Origin of the sequence: Kitasatospora sp. NPDC048298 (assembly GCF_043201465.1) — a bacterium.
Lineage (GTDB): Bacteria > Actinomycetota > Actinomycetes > Streptomycetales > Streptomycetaceae > Kitasatospora.
Genome location: NZ_JBICYZ010000095.1, coordinates 1 through 17,459, shown reverse-complemented (window position 1 = coordinate 17,459; position 17,459 = coordinate 1). Strand labels below are relative to the sequence as shown.

At 74.6% G+C, this 17,459-nt stretch carries 13 protein-coding genes; 6 read left to right on the top strand and 7 right to left on the bottom strand.

Annotated elements, in window-relative coordinates; genetic code table 11:
* The 5 genes from ACGF0D_RS40220 to ACGF0D_RS40200 form a co-directional block, all read right to left on the bottom strand.
* Positions 1–1,176 (bottom strand): acyl-CoA dehydrogenase family protein, encoded by a 1,176-nt coding sequence (locus tag ACGF0D_RS40220; RefSeq protein WP_392880384.1) that lies wholly within the window; start codon positions 1,174–1,176, stop codon positions 1–3.
* Positions 1,173–4,274 carry an amino acid adenylation domain-containing protein gene (locus ACGF0D_RS40215; protein ID WP_392925129.1) on the bottom strand — a complete coding sequence of 1,034 codons (3,102 nt, stop codon included), beginning with the start codon at positions 4,272–4,274 and terminating at the stop codon, positions 1,173–1,175. The genes ACGF0D_RS40220 and ACGF0D_RS40215 overlap by 4 nt, the downstream gene beginning before the upstream one ends.
* Positions 4,275–4,684: 410 nt before the next feature.
* Complete coding sequence (locus ACGF0D_RS40210; RefSeq protein ID WP_392925127.1) at positions 4,685–5,998, bottom strand: non-ribosomal peptide synthetase; 1,314 nt, start codon at positions 5,996–5,998, stop codon at positions 4,685–4,687.
* 164 nt (positions 5,999–6,162) lie between these two features.
* Positions 6,163–7,530 carry an MFS transporter gene (locus tag ACGF0D_RS40205; protein WP_392925125.1) on the bottom strand — a complete coding sequence of 456 codons (1,368 nt, stop codon included), beginning with the start codon at positions 7,528–7,530 and terminating at the stop codon, positions 6,163–6,165.
* Between the two features lie 437 nt (positions 7,531–7,967).
* Positions 7,968–9,152 (bottom strand): PP2C family protein-serine/threonine phosphatase, encoded by a 1,185-nt coding sequence (locus ACGF0D_RS40200; protein WP_392925123.1) that lies wholly within the window; start codon positions 9,150–9,152, stop codon positions 7,968–7,970.
* Between the two features lie 191 nt (positions 9,153–9,343).
* On the opposite strand from ACGF0D_RS40200, the gene ACGF0D_RS40195 reads away from it, so the two are divergent.
* Complete coding sequence (locus ACGF0D_RS40195) at positions 9,344–9,697, top strand: hypothetical protein (protein WP_392880372.1); 354 nt, start codon at positions 9,344–9,346, stop codon at positions 9,695–9,697.
* A gap of 10 nt (positions 9,698–9,707) precedes the next feature.
* On the opposite strand, the gene ACGF0D_RS40190 is transcribed toward ACGF0D_RS40195, so the two are convergent.
* On the bottom strand, positions 9,708–10,370 hold the full coding sequence (locus ACGF0D_RS40190) for a maleylpyruvate isomerase family mycothiol-dependent enzyme (protein WP_392880370.1): 663 nt from the start codon (positions 10,368–10,370) through the stop codon (positions 9,708–9,710).
* A 71-nt stretch (positions 10,371–10,441) separates the two neighbouring features.
* Here ACGF0D_RS40190 and ACGF0D_RS40185 point away from each other — a divergent pair, with 71 nt between their 5' ends.
* Entirely contained in the window at positions 10,442–11,644 is a 1,203-nt protein-coding gene (locus ACGF0D_RS40185; RefSeq protein WP_392925121.1) for a LysR substrate-binding domain-containing protein, read from the top strand.
* On the opposite strand, the gene ACGF0D_RS40180 is transcribed toward ACGF0D_RS40185, so the two are convergent.
* Positions 11,578–12,759, bottom strand: coding sequence for an erythromycin esterase family protein (locus tag ACGF0D_RS40180; protein ID WP_392925119.1), 1,182 nt, complete (start codon positions 12,757–12,759; stop codon positions 11,578–11,580). The two genes, ACGF0D_RS40185 and ACGF0D_RS40180, sit on opposite strands and share 67 nt — an antisense overlap.
* A 136-nt stretch (positions 12,760–12,895) precedes the next feature.
* On the opposite strand from ACGF0D_RS40180, the gene ACGF0D_RS40175 reads away from it, so the two are divergent.
* From ACGF0D_RS40175 to ACGF0D_RS40160, 4 genes are all read left to right on the top strand, one after another.
* Complete coding sequence (locus tag ACGF0D_RS40175; protein WP_392880363.1) at positions 12,896–13,633, top strand: TioE family transcriptional regulator; 738 nt, start codon at positions 12,896–12,898, stop codon at positions 13,631–13,633.
* A 196-nt stretch (positions 13,634–13,829) separates the two neighbouring features.
* On the top strand, positions 13,830–15,194 hold the full coding sequence (locus tag ACGF0D_RS40170) for an SMI1/KNR4 family protein (protein ID WP_392925117.1): 1,365 nt from the start codon (positions 13,830–13,832) through the stop codon (positions 15,192–15,194).
* Positions 15,195–15,400: 206 nt separating this feature from the next.
* Entirely contained in the window at positions 15,401–16,399 is a 999-nt protein-coding gene (locus tag ACGF0D_RS40165) for a ScbA/BarX family gamma-butyrolactone biosynthesis protein (protein WP_392925115.1), read from the top strand.
* A gap of 345 nt (positions 16,400–16,744) precedes the next feature.
* Positions 16,745–17,440, top strand: coding sequence for a DUF6368 family protein (locus tag ACGF0D_RS40160; RefSeq protein ID WP_392925113.1), 696 nt, complete (start codon positions 16,745–16,747; stop codon positions 17,438–17,440).
* The last annotated feature ends 19 nt before the right edge of the window (positions 17,441–17,459 follow it).

Sequence of the window (17,459 nt, the reverse complement as noted above, 5' to 3'; positions counted from 1 at the left end):
TCAGTTCAGGCCCATCGAGCGGGCGATGATCACCTTCTGGACCTCCGAGGTCCCCTCGATGATCGTGGTCATCCGGACGTAGCGGTACAGGAACTCCAGCGGGTGCCCGCGCACCCAGCCGGTGGCCCCGTGCACCTGGAGCGAGCGGTCCACCGCGCGCACGGCGGTCTCGGAGGCGGTGAGCTTGGCGAGCGCCGCGTTCTCGGGCGACTCGGTGCCCTCGTCGACCAGCCGGGCGCAGGCGAGGGTGAGCAGCTTGGAGGCCTCGACCTCGGCCAGGGTGGCGACCAGGTGTTCCTGGACGTGCTGGTACTCGCCGATCACCCGGCCGAACGCGCGCCGGTCCTTGGCGTACTCGACACCGATCCGCAGCGCGTGCTCGGCGATGCCGTTGCACATCGCGGCGACCACCAGCCGACCGCGCGAGAGGCTGTCGATGGCCAGGGCGGTGGCCGCGCCGACGCCCTCCTCGCCGCCGATGACGGCCTCCGGGCCGACGGTGACCCCGTCCAGCAGCAGCTCGGACAGCGGCTCGCCGGACATGCCCTCGTACCGCTGGCCGAGCCGCAGTCCGGGCTGGTCCATCGGCAGCACGAAGGCGGTGGCGCCGCCCGTGGGCCCGGCGCCGTCCCCGAGGTCGGTGGCGGCGACGACCAGCGCGATCCCGGCGTGCTCGGCGTTGCTGACGAAGGTCTTGCGGCCGTTGAGCACCCAGCCGTCGCCGGTGCGCACGGCGGTGGTGGCGAGGCGGAAGGCGTCGGAGCCGGCGTTCGGCTCGGTGAGGGCGAGGCAGCGGGTCTGCTCGCCGCGCACCAGCGGGACCAGGTGGCGCTCGACCTGTTCGGGGGTGCCGTGCCGCAGCAGCGGGCTGGGCCCGTCGGCGCCGGCCAGCGCGTACGGGGCGAGCACGCAGCCGCTGCGCCCGGCGGCGTGGTGCAGCAGGACGACGGCGGTGAACGGCATGCCGGCGCCGCCGAGTTCCTCGGGGTAGTCGCCCGCGTAGAAGCCGAGGGCGGCGGAGCGCTTGCGGACGTAGGTCCGCAGGTCGGCCGGGACCTGGTCGGCGGTCTCGGGCAACTCGGCGGCCAGCGGGACGAGTTCGCGGCGCACGAAGCTCTCGAAGGCCTCGACGAGTTCGCGGTGGCCGTCTTCCAGGACGGCGGAGGGGGAGCTCACTTGGCACCTCCGGTGAGGGCCTTGGCCTGGTCGGCCAGCACGGCGTGGCGGAACAGGGTGCGCAGCGGCGGGCGGCTGCCGAGGTGCGGCTCCAGCTGGGCGGCGAGCTGGGCGGCGAGCAGCGAGTGGCCGCCGACCTCGAAGAAGTGCGAGTCCGCGGTGAAGCGGTCGTGGCCGAGCACCTCGCGCCAGGCGGCGGCGATCAGCCGCTGGCCGGGGTCGGTGAACTCGCTCGGCGTGCTCTCGCCCGCCTCGGGGGCCTCCTGGGCCTCGTCCGCCAGTCGGGCGAGGGCGGCCCGGTCGGGCTTGCCGCCGGGCAGGGTCGGCATCGCGGCGACGGCCGTCCAGCCGGCCGGGACGAGTCCGCCGGGCAGCCGGCGGGCGAGCGCCTCGTGCAGGGCGGCCTGGTCGGGGCGGTCGGAGCCCTCCAGGAAGCCGACCAGGCGGGGGCCGGTCCGCGGGTCGGTGTGCAGCAGCACCGCGCAGGAGCGGCCGCCGAGTTCGGCGGAGGCGGCGGCCTCGATCTCCTCCAGCTCGATCCGGTGGCCGCGCAGCTTGACCTGGTTGTCGGCGCGGCCGAGGAAGCGCAGCCGGCCGTCCAGGTCGCGGAAGCCCCGGTCGCCGGTGCGGTAGACGCGGGCGTCGCCGAGCGCGGGGACGGTCACGAAGCGGGCCGCGGTCGGCTCCGGCAGGCCCAGGTACCCGTCGGCCACCATGGCGCCGCCGACGACGAGTTCGCCGACGCAGCCGGGGGCGAGCGGGCGCAGGGTGTCGTCCAGGACGTGGACCAGCACGCCGCCGAGTTCGGCGCCGAGCGGGATCTCGCCGTCCTCGGCGACGTCGGCGGCGGTGACCTCGTACACGGTGGAGGTGACGGTGGCCTCGGTGACGCCGTAGGCGTTCAGCACGGTGGTGGCCTCGGTCAGGCCGGCCAGGGCCCGGGCGGGCAGCCGCTCGCCGCCGAGCACCAGCAGCCGGGGCGTCCAGCGGCCGTCGCCCAGCGCCTCGCGCAGGTCCTCGCGGACGGCGAGCAGGTAGCTGGTCGGCAGGTTGGCGACGGTGACGCCGCGGGCGGCCAGTACGGCCACCAGCTCGGGGCCGGTGGGCACCTCGCGCTGCGGCACGACGAGGGCGGCGCCGGCCGCGAGGGCGGGCAGCACCTCCTCCAGGGCCACGTCGAAGGACGGCCGGGCGAACAGCAGCACCCGGTCGGCGGAGGTGAGTTCGTAGCGGTCGACGATCGCGGCGACGTACCCGGCGAGGGCCTCGCGGCCGACCTGGACGGGCTTGGGCACACCGGTGGAGCCGGAGGTGTGGATCAGGTAGGCGGCGCCGTCCAGGACGGCGGCGGGCTCGGCCTTCGGGAAGGCCGGGCCGTCCAGCAGCGCCGGGGTGAAGCCCTCGGCGGGCAGCGCGAGCGCGCTCTGCCGGGTGGCCAGGACGAGTGCCGGGTTCAGCCGCTCCAGCAGCAGGCCGAGCCGGGCGGCCGGGTCCTCGGTGGACAGCGGCGCGTAGACGGCACCGTGGCGCAGGCAGGCGAGCAGGGCGACCACGCTGTCGGCGCCGCGCGGCAGCACGGCGGCCACCGGCTGGCCCGGCGCGACCCCGGCGGCGCGCAGCCGCTCGACCACCTCGGCTACCCTGCGGTCGAGTTCGCCGTAGCTGATCCGCTCGGTGCCGGCCATCAGGGCGAGCGAGGCCGGGTCGTGGGCGGCGGCCGGGTCGAGGGCGGCCAGGGCGATCGGGGCGACCGGGGTGGCCTGCGCGGCCTCGGGCGCGGGGTCCAGGTCGGCGATCGGCACCTGCGGGCGGTCCAGGTAGCAGCGCAGCAGCTCCAGCAGTCGCTCGGAGAGCAGCACCGCGTCGGACTCGCGGAACAGGTCGGCGTCGTAGTCCCAGACCAGGGTCATCCCGGCGGCGCCGTGCTTCTCGCCGACCACCCGGCGGTCGTCGGGCAGCAGCACCAGGTCGAGGTCGAAGCGGGTGGTGCCGGTGTTGAAGCCCTCGTACAGCGAGACCTCCAGGCCGGGCGCCTGGACGTCGGGCAGGGCCGCGTCGTGCGCGCTGAACATCACGTTGAACAGCGGGTTGTCGGCGCCGGTGGTGTGCAGTCCGAGCCGGCGGGTCAGCTCCTGGACCGGAAGGTCCTGGTACGGCAGCGCGCGCAGCAGGACGTCGGTCACCTCGTCGACGGCCTCGGTGCCGGGGGCCGTCGGGTCCAGCCGCAGGCGCAGCGGGACGGTGTTGACGAACATGCCGACGGTGCTCTCGAAGCCCTCCGGGCGGTTGCCGACGGCGGTGCCGATCACCAGCTCGCGGTGGCCGCTGTGCCGGCGCAGCAGTTCGGCGAACAGGGCGAGCAGGGTACTGAACGGGGTGTGGCCGTCCGCCTTGCTGCGCTCGCGCAGCCGCTCGGCCAGGTCGGCGCCGATCGACTGGCGCAACTGGCCGCCGCGGTGGCGCCGTTCGGCGCGCGGCCGGGCCAGCCCGGGCAGCGTGACCTCGCGCGGCGCGTCGGCCAGCTCCCTGGTCCAGAAGTCGAGTCCGCGGTCCCGGGGGAGGTCGGCGGCGGCGCGGGCGTGGTCCTCGTACGAGGGGGCGACGGGCAGCTCATACGGCTCGCCGAGGACGGTGGCGCGGTAGACGGTGAACAGGTCGCGCAGCAGGATCGCGAAGGAGTGGCCGTCGTGGACGAGGTGGTGCTCGACGTGGATCAGCCGGTGGTGGTCCTCGGCGAGCCGGACCAGGTGCCAGCGCAGCACCGGTGCCCGCCCGGTGTCCAGCGGCTCCTCGGCCTCGGCGGCGAGCAGCCGGCGGAAGGCGGCCTCCGGGTCCTGCTCGGTGCTGAAGTCGCTCTGGCGCAGCTCCGGTTCACAGTCCTCGGCGACCCGCTGGCCGGGCAGCCCCTCCGGGCTGGGCACCAACTCCAGCCGCAGGCCGGGGTGGTGGGCCAGCACGGCGGCGAGGCCGGTGTGCAGCGCGTCCCGGTCGAGGGTGCCCCACAGGTCGAGGACGGCGGTGAAGTTGTAGGCGCGGCTGCCCGGCAGCATCTGTTCGTGCAGCCAGACGATCTCTTGCGACGGCGTGAGTGCGAACATGGTCGATTCCCTTGTGTGGTGGGCGTGTCGGCACTGCTGTGGCCGGAAGCGGGCGTGGGGTGTTCCCGCGTCGGCCGGTGGGCCGGGCCGCACCGGGGTGAGGTGCGGCCCGGGGCCCGGGGGTCCCGTCCGGCGGCGTGCAGGACGCGCGCGGGCGGGCGTGGTGGGTCCGATGTGGTGGATCCGGTGTGGGAGTTCGGGGCCCGCGGGGTGGGCCGGCAGCCTGGGGCGTGCGGGCGCGGGCGTACGAGGCGGGCTGGTTCGGAGCGGGTGGGTTCGAAGGGGCGGGCCCGGGAGGGCGGGGCATATTCAGGCGTGCCCCGGAGGGCGGGGCGGGTTCGGGTGGGCCCGAGCAGGCGGGGCGTGTTCGGGCGGGCCCGTTCACGCCTGCCGTGTTCGGGCAGGCCGGTTCAGGCCTGCGGGAGCGGGGACGGTCGGGCGTGCAGGTGGTGCCGCAGCACGGCGAGCAGTTCACCGAAGGCCGCGTGGGCGTCGGCCTCGGGGAAGCGGTCGCGGTCCCAGGCCAGCCGGATCAGCAGGTCGTCGCCGTTCGAGGCGGAGACGGCCAGTGGCGCGGCGAGCGGGCGCCCCTCCAGGTGGACCTCCCGGCCGGCGGCGCCGCCGAGCACCAGTGGCGGGCGGCGGTGCGTGTCCTCCATGGTGAGCAGGGCGTCCAGGGCGCCCGACCAGGGGGCCCCGGCGGTGCGGGCGGCGCGGACCACCTCGTCGAAGGGGGTGCCGGCGTGGTCCAGGTCGTCCCACCAGGCGTCCGCGAGGGCGTCCAGGTCCGTGGACCGCTCCGAAGTCGCCGGGTGCACCAGGGTGTTGAGGAAGCAGCCGAGCACGGTGGGCGCGCCCACCGGTCGGCCGCCCCACGGGTAGCCGAGTGCGAGCTGCCCTCCCCCGGCCTCCGCCCGGTCGGCCCCCACCGCCCGGTGGGCCCGGTGCAGGGCCGAGCCGACCGCGTCCAGCAGCGCCGGGAAGACGGCGCCGCGGGCGGCTCCGTCGGCGGCGGGCAGCCGCTCGGTGAGCATGCCGGTGGACGTGGCGGCGCTGCCGCCCGCCCCGGTCAGGCCGCCCAGCCGCCGGCCCCAGTGGGCCTGCGCGGCGGGGCCGCCGGCGGCGTCCTCGGCGGCGAGCTGCAGTTCGACGGCCTGCCGGAAGTCGGCCAGCGCCTGGGGGGCGGGCCCGTCGGCCGGCGCCTCGTCCTGCTCGTAGGCGGCACTGAGCTCGGCGGTGAGCACGCCGAGCGACTGCTCGTCGCAGGCGGCGTGGTCGAGTGCGAGGGCGAGCAGTTCCTCGTCCCCGTCCGGGTCCGCGGCGACCAGCAGGCGCAGCGCGGGTCCGTCGGCGGGCCAGTCCAGCAGGGCCTCGCGCAGCGCCGCGCGGGCGGTGCCGCCGGGGGCGACGGCGATCCGGGCGACCTCGGCCGAGGGGCCGCCGGCGCGCAGCACGGGTGTGCCGCGCACGGTTGCGAAGCCGCCGCACAGCGCCGGGTGGTGGGCGGCCACCGCGGCCGCGGCGCGGGCCAGTCGGTCCAGGTCGAGGGTGCCGCGCGGGTAGGCGAACAGCAGCGGGACGATGTCGGTGCGGCTCTGCGGCGCGAGCCGGCGGGTGATCAGGAAGCGCCGCTGGGCGCCGGTCAGCGGGAGCAGCTCCACCGGGGATTCGGCGGCGGCTGAGCGGTACCGGGCGAGGTAGGCGGCGGTGATGCTGGCGTGCACGGGAACGGTCTCCGGTTTCCGGTCGCGGCTCGGGTCGGGGATCGGTCGGGGGGATCGGCCGGGAAGTCGGCCAGGGGGATTCGGCCGGGGAAGTCGGTCAGGGGGTTCGGCCGGGATTCGGCCGGGGCGTTGCTCAGGTCCGGGTGGTACGGGCGGGCCGACGGTCAGGGCGCGCTGGGGCTCACGGCACTCTCCTCGTCGGTGGCGCCCTTGGTGACGTCCTTGGTGGCGCCCTCGGCGACGTCCTCGGCAGCGTCGCTGCCCGAGGCCTGGCCGCCCGTACGGTCGGGGCCCGGCAGCTCGCGCATCCGGCGCAGCGGCGAGAGCAGCAGCGGCAGCGGCACCAGCAGGAAGCCCGCGGCGCAGAGCCAGAGCGCGGTGCGCGGCCCGGCCTGGTCGGCGACCAGGCCGCCGACCAGGGCGCCGATCGGCAGGGTGCCCCACACCAGGAAGCGCATGGTGGCGTTCATCCGGCCGAGCAGCTCCGGCGGGCAGACGCTCTGGCGGAAGCTCACCTGGGCGACGTTGTAGGCCACCGCGCCGAACAGCACCACCCCGGAGGCCAGACCGAAGAGCACCACGCCCGCGCCGCTGCCGGACAGCGGCCACAGCAGCGCGAACGGCGCCGTCACCACGGTGGACACCCAGATCAGCCGGGCCTGCCCGATCCACCGGGCGAGCTGCCCGGCGCACAGCGCGCCGGCCAGTCCGCCGACGGCGGAGACCGACAGCAGCACGCCGATGGCGCCCGGCGACAGGTCGAGCACCCGCACCCAGAACACCGTCTGCACGGCGGTCAGCACCGCGGAGAACAGGTTGGACGTGGCGGTGGCGGTCGCGATCGCCCGCAGCAGCGGGTGGCCGAGCACGAACCGCACGCCCTCCCCGACCTCGGCGCGCAGCGAGCGCCCCGGCGCGGGTTCCGGTCGCGGCTCCTCGGCCTTGATCCGGACGAGCAGCAGCGCGGAGGCCAGGTAGCCGCAGGCGTCGGCCACGATGGCGAGCGGCGCCCCGAGCAGCTGGACCAGTCCGCCGCCGAGGCCCGGCCCGGCGATCTGCGCCGAGGAGCGGACCGTCTCCAGCGCCCCGTTGCCGCCGACCAGCTGCTCGCGCGGCAGGACGGCGGGCAGGAAGGACTGGTGGGCGACGTCGAAGAACACCGTCGCCACCCCGGTGACCAGCGCCACGACGTAGAGCTGCGGCATGGTCAGCACCCCGAACGCGGCAGCCGGCGGGATCGACCCCACGGCCAGGCAGCGCACCACGTCGGCCCGGATCAGCACCGGCAGCTTGCGCATCCGGTCCAGCCAGGCGCCTGCCGGGAGTCCGACGAGCAGGAAGGCGGCGGTCTCGGCGGCGGTCAGCAGGCCGACCTGGAACGGCGTGGCGTCGAGCACCATCACCGCCACCAACGGAAGGGCGACCAGGGTGACCTGACTGCCCGTCTGCGCCGCTGCGGCTCCGGTCAACAGGAGCCGGAAATCGCGGTGGCCGAGCAGACGGGCCTGGTGGGAGCTGGGCTTCTCGTTCATCGGTGCGACTCTCGGTCACCCCTTCGACACGGGGCAAGCACCAGGTTCGTTTCCGGACGGACCGCAGGTCGGCCGAATCCCGCCACTCCCCCGGCCGACCCTTGCGCGCTCCTTACGGCGGCCTCCCGTGCTGCCGCGCCACCCGCGGTGCCCGTCGGCCTAGGCGGCACCGGCCGACGGGCACTCCGATCACCCCCGGGCCCGCCCGTCCATTTTCTTGTCCGATATTCGGACGCAAGTTTTCCAGCCACCGGACGGCGGCCGTCAACTTGGCCGGATTCCATGGAGTGCAGCCCCACCGACACCTCATCGTGATACCGGCGTGACCGAAGCGAGCCGTAGAAGGGGATCACCGGGCGGGTTACGAGCCGCTCCCGGAACCCGGCCGCCACCGAAACGGGCCGCCCGGGCCGGGGCCGCGCCGCCGCACGCTTCGGCTACCCGTCCGTCTCGGCCCGCGCCCGCGCCCGCACCTGCGTCCGTGCCGGTGCCGGTCCCTGTTCCGACGCCCGCGCCGTCCGGTGGGTGATCGCCAGCACCGCCATGTCGTCGTCCCTGGGCCCGCCGGTCCACCGCCCGACGTCCGCCACCAGCGCGTCCAGCACCTCCCCCGGCCCGGCGAACGGCCCCAGCGGGGCCAGGCCGAGCACCGGGTCGTAGAACTCCCCCGCCGCGTCCCGGGCCTCGGTGACCCCGTCGGTCACCAGCAGCAGCGTGCACCCGGCCGGAAACGGCCGGCTCTCCGGCGCCGGACGCGCCCCGCCCAGTCCGCCCAGCCCGCCCATCCCCAGCGGCAGCCCCGGGTCCGCCGCGTCCAGCCGGCGCACCGGCGGCGCGGCCCCGCCCGACGGGTACGGGCCCAGCAGGTACGGGCCGGGGTGCCCGCAGTCGAGCGTGCGCACGCTCTCCTCCCCCGGCGGGAACTCGACCAGCAGGGCGGTGATGAACCCCTCCAACCGCAGCTCCTCGCTCATCCGCTCGCTCTCCCGCAGCAGCGAGTCCTCCAGCGCGTCGGCGAGCGCGGACAGGTCCGGCAGCCGGTGGGAGTCCTCCCGGAAGGCGCCCAGCAGCACCGAGACCACCCCGACCGCGTGCAGTCCCTTGCCCCGCACGTCGGCGATCAGCCCGCGCACGCCGTACGGGGTGACCTGTAGCGCGTACGCGTCCCCACCGATCAGCGCCTCGTCCTGGGCGGCCCGGTAGCAGGCCGCGACCGACAGTCGCCCGACCCGCGCGGGCGGCTCCGGCAGCACGGCCCGCTGCGCCGCCTCGGCCACCGACCGCACCCGCGCCAACCGCCGGCCATGCCGGGCCACCACGCGGTTCACCCAGATCCCGAGCAGCGCCGCGAACGTCGTGTTCGCCAGCTCCAGGTAGCCGGCTCCGGTCCCGAGCGATCCGTCCTGGGTGGACAGCACCAGGATGCCCAGGACGTTGGCCGCCCCCACCGCGACGGTGTCCCGCAGCGCCAGCAGCGCCCCCGCCAGCACGGCCGCCGCCGCGAGCAGCGGGTCGCCCCAGTAGTCGGTCGGTTCCAGCGCGTTCCACACCAGCCCGCCGGCGGTCAGCAACCACGGCGCGACCCGCACGTACGGCGGCCACTGCACGGACCTCGGGGCCATCGGCGACCTGGCTTCCGTCTCACCACCATCCGGAAGGACTTCTTCCGATCGTAGTCACGGCCCCCCGAAACCCGCATGACGGCCGCCCTGGCCCCGCTCTGGGGTCTCTCCTCGAACAGGCCGCGGAGGTGAGTCCGACGACGGACCGCCGGCCTCGGCCGCTCCCGATCCGGATCCCCGAGGAGGACCCGATGTCCATCTTCGCCACCTGGCTGTACCTCGGCGACGACAGCCACAGCAACGGGCCCGCCCCGAGGATCTACCAGGGCTCACACGTCAGCCCCGCCGACGACGACCCCCGCGGGGGCTGGCTGGAGCTCAGCGTGATCCCCAACCACTGCCATCCCGACGTGCGGTTCAGCGGCCTTCCGGAACCCGAGGGCGGTTGGCCCGTCCCGGTGGAGCACCTCCGGCTCGGCCTCGGCCGGCCACCGGAGGACGGCTCGCAGGGCCCGGGCTCCGCCGCGACGGTGATCCTGGACCGCGCCCAGGCCGAGCTGTTGCACGCCGCCCTCACCGAGTGGCTCCAGACCCGGCAGAGGTGAGGACGCGCACTCACCCGCCGGCGACGAACCGCCCGGCGCCGGGCCCCGTCAGCAGGCCCCCCGGGACCCGACGTCCGTAGGCCACCAGCAGCAGGTGCTCCGCCCGCCCCTCCACGGTCAGCGGCCCCTCGCCGTGCGACCAGCCGGTGTCCGTCGCCACCAGTCGGACGCCGTCCAGTCGGGCCCCGAAGAACCGCAGGCCGCGTGGGGTGAGGGCGGACAGCAGGGCGGCCGCCCGGGGCAGCGGGAGGCGAGCGGGCAGGCCGAGCGCCACGGTGATGTCGAGCCCGTGGACGGCGTCGTGGGCGAGGGCCGCGATCCGGCCGCCGACGGGCGGACGCCAGGGGTGGTCGGCGTGGTCGGCCAGGGCGGCGGCGAGTTCGCGCTCGCTCATGGCGGCCGCGTCGCGGCGGGCGATCCGGTCGGCCATGCGGTGCAGGTTGCCGCCGGAGCGGGCGAGTTCGACGGCCGTGCGCGTCGTCGAGTACCGGAAGCCGGTGCTCATGTGCGCCGCCACCTCGCGAACCCGCCAACCCGCGCACAGCGAGGGCGAGTTCCACTGCTCGGGGGTGAAGGCGGCGAACACCCGGGCGAGTTCGCGGCGCTCGGCCGCGATCTGCTCGCGGATCCAGTGGAGCTGCCCGGTGTCCTCGTTGCGCGGCACGGTTTCCATGCCTCCAGCCTGCGGCCGGAACCGTACGCCCGTCCAAGGGCGGAAAGTTCTGGCACTTATGATCGGGAGTTATGGAACTGCGGCAGCTCCGGTACTTCGTCACCGTCGCCCAGCACGGCAGCTTCACCCGGGCCGCGCAGCTGCTGCACCTGACCCAGCCCGGGGTGAGCTCCCAGATCCGGCAGCTGGAACGGGAGCTGGGCCACCGGCTGCTCGACCGCTCGGGCCGCACCGTGCGGCTCACCCCGGCCGGCGAGGCGGTGCTGCCGCACGCCCGGGCGGCCCTCGCCTCCGCGGCGGCGGCCCACCGCGCGGCCCAGGAGTTCGGCGGGCTGCGGCGCGGACACGTACGACTGGGCATGGTCGCCGGGGCGGCCCTGACCCCGCCGTCCGAGCTGGGGACCTTCCCCGGGCTCGCCACCACGCTCGCGGCGTTCCGCCAGGAACACCCCGGCATCGACTTCTCGCTCGCCGAGGACACCACCGCGCGGATGCTCACCGCCCTGCGCGAGGGCCGGCTGGACCTCGCCGTCGTCGGCCTGCCCGCCCCCGCGAGCGGGCGGGAGGGCGACGACGGCTGGTCGACGCTGACCGGGCTCGCCCTGCACACGGTGCTGGAGATCCCGCTGGTCGCGGCCTGTGCGGTGGGGCACCCGCTCGTGGGAGGGGCGGGTCCTGGTCCTGGCCCCGGTCCTGGCCCTGCTCCTGGTCCCGGTCCTGATCCTGATCCTGATCCTGATCCTGATCCTGATCCTGATCCTGATCCTGATCCTGCCGACGCCTCGGGCGCGGCATCGGGCCCGGGCCCTGCCGACGGCTCCGTCGGCTCCGTCGGCTCCGTCGGCTCCGCGCCCGGCTGGCGGTCGCTGCCGGTCGCCGCGCTCGCCGGGCACGCCCTGCTGAGCACCCCGCGCGGCACCGGTCTGCGCACCGCGCTGGAGAGCGCCCTGGCCGAGGCCGGTGTCGAACCGGCGGTCGGCGTCGAGGCGGCCGCGCCACCGCAGTTGGCCGAACTCGCCGCGCACGGCCTGGGGGTGGCCGTCGTACCGGACCCGGGCCCGGTGCCGGGTCTGCGGGTGCGCCCGCTGACCGACCCCGTCCCCCGGGTCCGGATCGCGCTGGCCTGGTCGACCGGGCATCCCGCCTCCCCGCCGACCGCCGCCCTGGCGGCCCACCTGCGGCAGGCCTACCCCGGGCCTGCCGCCGCTCAGCCTCCGGCCGGCACCGCCGCTCCGCCGGTGGCGGGCACCACCGCCGCGCCGTCGGCGACGTGAAGCAGCGCGTCCGCGCCGTCGAGCACCTCCCTGTCGAGCGGGAAGTAGCCCTGCCGCGGGACGGTGTCGGTGCGCGTACGGGCTTCGACCGGCAGTGCGGTGTCCGTCAGCTCCCAGACCACACCGCGTTCTTGCAGGTGGGACTCGTACGTCCCCGGCGCCGGCTCGGCCAGCCCGATCGCCTCGCTGCGCCCCAGGCTCCCGGCGACGAAGGCGTATCGCTCGCCCAGCAGCGCGGCCACGATGCGGCCCGCCCCCGACCACCGGCAGTCCAGCTCGCCGAACGACCAGGCGCTCGGGTTCCGTTGCAGGTGCAGGTTGTGGGAGAAGACCAGGGTCGGTCCGCGCCGGGCCTCGACCGTGCGGATGTCGAGCAGGTTCCGCGCCATCAGCGCGTCCCGCACCCCGGAAAGGGCGCTGACCCGGTCGCTCGTCGTGAGGCCCGGGACCGCCGACTGCGCGTGGTAGCGCAGCAGTCCGATCCCGGCGGTCAGCCGGGTGCGGGCCGCGAACCACTCCGCGGACGAGGTCGCCGCGATCAGTTCCGGTGCCCGCATGTCGAGTTGGAGGAGGAGGTCGTCGGCGAGGCAGCGCAGCCGCGCCGCCTCGGCGGTGCCGCCGGGCGACTGTTCCGGGTCCATCACCGCCTCCGTGCGGCTCCAGCGCTCGTCCTCACCCGCCAGACGGGCGAGTTCGAGGTCGAGCCCGAGGTAGTCGTGGGCGTGTTCGAGGTAGCGGCGCGGGCTGGGTGCGCTGGTGGTCTCGGCCGGGATGTCGAAACCGTGCAGGGCCAGTCGCTCGCGGGCCGGCCGTTCCCGGTTGAACTCCCTCATCCAGGCGACGAGTCGGCGGTTGGGTTCGAGGTCCCCGAAGCCGTGGGTGAAGCCGTCCCGCATCGCCGAGTCGAGGGTGCCGACGCCCTCCCGGACGTAGGCGTCCACGGCGAAGGCGGCGACCCGGTCGGTCTCCAGGGCGATCGACCGGAAGCCCCGGTCGACCAGTCGGGCGAACAGCTCGTTGCGGACCAGCCCGAACGCCGGCTCCTGGTGGGTCGGCTCACCGAGGCCCAGAAGCTCGCACGCCGGAGTGACGAAGTCATGCATGTCCTGGTTCATGGACCTCAAGCGTATCCTTGAAGGAACGGTTGAGACTTTTCCCGTCACCGGCGCTCAGCCGCGGCAGAAAGCCTCAAACGGTCCCGAACAATCGATCGGCTCCGAACGCCCAACCGGCCCGGAACGGGAGACGACCATGCGACCCGCCGACCTCGCGCGCGAGCACGGCATCTCGACCCAGGCGATCCGCAACTACGAGCGCGACGGCTGCCTCCCGCCCGCCGAACGCACGCCCACCGGATACCGGATCTACACCGAGCAGCACGCGGCCGCCCTACGCGCCTACCTCTCCCTCGTCCCGGCGTACGGGCGCGCGACCGCCGCCAGGGTGATGACCGCCGTCCATGCCGACCGGATCGGCGACGCCCTCACCGAACTCGACCGGGGCCACGCCCAGTTGCTACGTGACCGGGAGACCCTCGCCACCGTCCGCGAGGCCGTCGGCCACCTGACCGGCGGCACCCGCCCGGCCGGCGGCACCACCGCCGGAACCGGACTTCCGGCGCTGCCCGGCCCGCGCTCCGTCGGCGAGGTCGCCCACCGGCTCGGTGTCACCCCCGCGACCCTGCGGGCCTGGGAGGCCGCCGGCATCCTCGCCCCCGCCCGGGACCGCGCCACCGGCCACCGCCGCTACCTTCCGTCCGACGTCCGCGACGCCGAACTCGCCCACCTGCTCCGCCGGGGCGGCTACCTGTTGGACCGCATCGCCGCCGTACTGCGGCAGATCCGCACGGCGGGCGGCACCGGCGAGCCGGCCGCCGCCCTCGACGGCTGGCAGCAGCGCCTCACCACCCGGGGCCTGGCGATGCTCACCGCCTCGGCCCGCCTCGACGACTACCTGAGGCTCCGCCCCGAGACGCCCCGACGGGGTTGACCTGCGTCCTCGCCGTCGAGCGGGTCGTGGCCGCCGTCGAACATGCCCAGCGCGGCGGGGACCCGGAAGCCCTCCTCGCCCCGTTCCACCCCGAGGCGATCCGGGCCCACGGGTGTCGGTGACGGCCGGTAGGGTCCTTCGAGTCGCCACCCACCACCCACCAACCGAGACCCGCCGTACCGTTCGGAGGACACCTGTGCCCGCGCTCCACGACTTCGCCACCTGGGAGCCGCTGCTGACGCTCCTCCGGGCCGTGCATCCCGACCGCACCCGCCCCGTGGTGGGAAGCATCAGCCGGACGGGGTGGAGTCTGCCCCTGAGTCGGCAGCGGCCCGTCGGCGAGGCCATGGCGCCGGTGCAGCGCGCACTCGTGGAGGCCGGCAGCCACGAGGCGCTGTTCGTGGCGGACGTCTCGCCGGGCGGGCAGGCGGTCCTGCACGTGTTCGGCACCAGCCCAGCCGTGGAGTACGGCCTCCGGAACCCGAGCCCGGGCACGCTCGTCCTGGTCGAGGACGCCGTCCCCGAACCCTGGCGCCGCCTGCCCGACCCGATGCCCGGGGCGGTGCCGGCGCCGTCCGCGGACCCGGCTCTGCTGGAGCGGACGCTGCGCGAGAGGCTCCCCGACGCCGTCGGTGCGACCGAGGAGGAGATCGCCGCCACCGAGGAGCGGCTCGGCGTCGCACTGCCCGAGGAGCTCAAGGCGCTCTACCGGGCGACCAGGGTGCGCCCGGCCGGTCCGGACGGATCCGGCGACTGGGAGGCCGACTTCGCGGAACTGCGGGCCGCCGAGTCCGCCGTCGGCTGCGAACTCTCCTCCCTGGAAGACCTGTTCGCCCTGGACGCGGACCGGCGGCCCTGCCCGTGGCAGTTCGCGGCGACGGAGGCGGTCGTCACCCCGCCCGACTCCGCCGTCCAGGGCCTGGTCGGCTCGCCCGGCTGGATCGTCTTCGGCAGCAACGGCGGTGACATGTTCGCCGTCGACCTGACGCCCGGCCCGCGCGGCCACCTCGGACAGGTCATCCTCATCGACCACGAGCAGAGCATCGGCGCCGAACCGTACGGCGAGTCCCTGACGGAGCTGATCCTCAACGGCTTCGAGAGCAGCGGCCCGACCCGCCGCCGGGAGCGGCGGTCGCCGGCCATCGCCCGGGTCGGCGACCACCACGACCTGGCCGACCTCGAATCCGCCGCGCACCCCGACCTGGAAGTGGTGCGGATCTTCCATCACAGCGGCGCGCCCCTCAGCCTCGCCCCCATCGTCGGGCTGCCCCGGGTCCGCACGTTCACGGCACTCCCCGGCACGCTCGCCGACCCGCTGGAGATCACCGGGCTGCCCGGGCTGGAATTCCTCTCCCTCGGGCCCGACGAGTGGCGCGTCCTCCTCGACAACGGGGCGGTCCCCCGCGGACTCTCCGCCGCCGACGTCGAGGCGCGCGGAAACGAGCACCCGGTGGCCGTCGTGAGCGTGGTCAACGACCTCCTCGCCCTCTGGGACCGCCCGCCGATCCCCCACACCATCGTCGAGGGGAACCTCGCCCCGTCGGACCTGCCCGACAGTTGATCCCACGCCTGTGATCTCGTCCAGGGCTCCCGGGATCCGCCGGGACAGCCCAGCTCAGACCCCGGTCACCCACTCACCGTGCCCGTACGATCACGCTGGGCCGACGAACAATTGTTCCGTCTCCTTGAAAACCAAACCGGTAGGTACGTATCTTACGAGCCCTGAGCAGCCCACCCCGCCCGTCACGGTCCCTCGGAGTGCTCCCCATGACTCTGCTTGCCTCCCGCACGCCCACACCCGCCCTCGCCATCGAAACGGACTCCGCACCGCTCCTCGACCCGGCCGCACCAACAACCCCGGCACCCTGTCCGACCAGTACCGTCGCCAAGGAGTACGTCCACCGGGTCTGCAGCGCCGAGGTCTTTCTCACCGGCAGCGAGCAGCTGACGGACACCGCCTTCACCGTCACCGCGCGGTGGCCGCGCGCCCACACCTTCTTCAGCACCCCGGACGGCACCCGGCACGACCCGCTCCAAGCTGCTGAAACGATTCGCCAAGCCGGCCTCTACCTCGCCCACACCCGATTCGGCGTACCGCTCGACCACAAGTTCATGATGTGGAACCTCGACTACACCACCCGCCCGCACCAGCTGCTGATCGGTGCCGCGCCGACCGACCTCACCCTGGACGTCCAGCTCCTCGCCCGGCCGCGCCGCTCCGGCAGCGCGGTCGACTTCACCCTGGAAACCGTCGTCCGACGGGGCCCGCAGCTCGCCGCCACCGGGCACACCCGCTTCACCACCGTCCCGGACTCCACCTACCAGCGGCTGCGCCAGGGACGCCACGACGCCGAGCACCCGTCGACACCGCTCGTGACCGCCGAACCGCTCCCGCCGGCCCGGGTCGGCCGACTCCGCCCGTGCGACGTCGTGCTGACCCCGGCGGACGCCCCCGGAAGCTGGCACCTCACACCCGACTTCCGGCACCCGACCCTCTTCGACCACGCCAACGACCACATGCCCGGCATGGTGCTGCTGGAGGCGGCCCGGCAGGCGGCCAACGCACTGAGCAGCCCGGCCACCATCACCCCGGCCGCCGCGGCCACCACCTTCCACCGGTACGCCGAACACGACGCCCCCACCACGATCACCGCCCGGCACACCCCCGGTGAGACCCCGGACGCCGTCACCATCACCGTGACCGGCCACCAACACGGCGAGCCGATCTTCACCACCGTGCTCACCGACCACCCGGACCACCACTGACCCGGCCACCACCGCCGCACCACCCGAACGGCCCGCCCGACCCTCCCGGTCCGGCGGGCCGTCCACATCCCGACGGCTTGCCCAATACGCGACTGGCTCGACGAGGAGCACAGGCCAAACGATCGGCGCACACTGCTCGAACTCGCCCGGGACGCCCACCTGGCCGAGGCCGTCGAGCTCTCCCCAGGCATCCGCGCCCGCCACGGGAACCCGGACCCGCCCGAGCTGAGCCGCTCCGGCTCTGTTCACAGGTCTGTACAAAGAACTTGTGTGGCACGGTCACGTTGAGTAATGGGCTGGGGGGCATGCCGCTCGGCTGGTTGGGCTCCCGCTACAGGTGGTCCGGTGTTGGTGATTGAGTTGGCCGAGGCGGTTCCGGCCGCAGTTGTTAAGCGACTCCGGGGTTTCCTGGTGGGATCGTCAGCCTGCTTCGAGGAGAAGCGCCCTGGCGGCTATGACCTCAACGTCTTCGCCGACCGACTCGGCGCCCCGGACCCAGGGGAAGTCGACGGTCGCCGGCCATTCCTGGTTTATGCAATGGGTCCCGGAATCGGCGACGAGGAGACCTTCGAGGCCGAGCACGCGGACGGCCCCGATCTGGAACCCCTCATCGGCTTCAGCCCGACACACGCTGTGGATGTCATCGCCGGGTGCAACAGACCGATCGATCACCTCGCCACGGCCCTGCTGACGGCTGCCATCATGGACGTGGTCGGCGGCGTTGCCAACGCTGAGCTACTGGATGACCAGGTTGCAGTCGTGGACGGACTTCCGGGTGTGCTCGCGATGACGGACGGCCCGTTGCCGACCGTGTTCGGCACGGCGGAATTCCTGCGCGCGTGGGCTGCTCAACCGGGCTTCAGACTTCTCAAACAGTCGGCGGCGAGAACGTGTTCGGCCCGCGAGAAGGACACGCTTTCGCAGGAGATCGAATCCCGCTCGTCCGTACATCTGTCGCTTGAGCTTCTTAGAAGTTACGTGGAATCTGTCCGGGGTGATCATGTCTCCCCGGTGCAACCACGGACTTGGGAGACGGCTTGAGCGGCGCGAAGTTGCTGAC

What these genes read in the sequence shown, in the direction of transcription:
- ACGF0D_RS40215 (WP_392925129.1), bottom strand. Translation starts at nt 4,274, where the DNA reads ATGTTCGCACTCACGCCGTCGCAAGAGATCGTCTGGCTGCACGAACAG.
- ACGF0D_RS40205 (WP_392925125.1), bottom strand. Translation starts at nt 7,530, where the DNA reads ATGAACGAGAAGCCCAGCTCCCACCAGGCCCGTCTGCTCGGCCACCGC.
- ACGF0D_RS40200 (WP_392925123.1), bottom strand. Translation starts at nt 9,152, where the DNA reads ATGGCCCCGAGGTCCGTGCAGTGGCCGCCGTACGTGCGGGTCGCGCCG.
- ACGF0D_RS40195 (WP_392880372.1), top strand. Translation starts at nt 9,344, where the DNA reads ATGTCCATCTTCGCCACCTGGCTGTACCTCGGCGACGACAGCCACAGC.
- ACGF0D_RS40190 (WP_392880370.1), bottom strand. Translation starts at nt 10,370, where the DNA reads ATGGAAACCGTGCCGCGCAACGAGGACACCGGGCAGCTCCACTGGATC.
- ACGF0D_RS40185 (WP_392925121.1), top strand. Translation starts at nt 10,442, where the DNA reads ATGGAACTGCGGCAGCTCCGGTACTTCGTCACCGTCGCCCAGCACGGC.
- ACGF0D_RS40180 (WP_392925119.1), bottom strand. Translation starts at nt 12,759, where the DNA reads ATGAACCAGGACATGCATGACTTCGTCACTCCGGCGTGCGAGCTTCTG.
- ACGF0D_RS40175 (WP_392880363.1), top strand. Translation starts at nt 12,896, where the DNA reads ATGCGACCCGCCGACCTCGCGCGCGAGCACGGCATCTCGACCCAGGCG.
- ACGF0D_RS40165 (WP_392925115.1), top strand. Translation starts at nt 15,401, where the DNA reads ATGACTCTGCTTGCCTCCCGCACGCCCACACCCGCCCTCGCCATCGAA.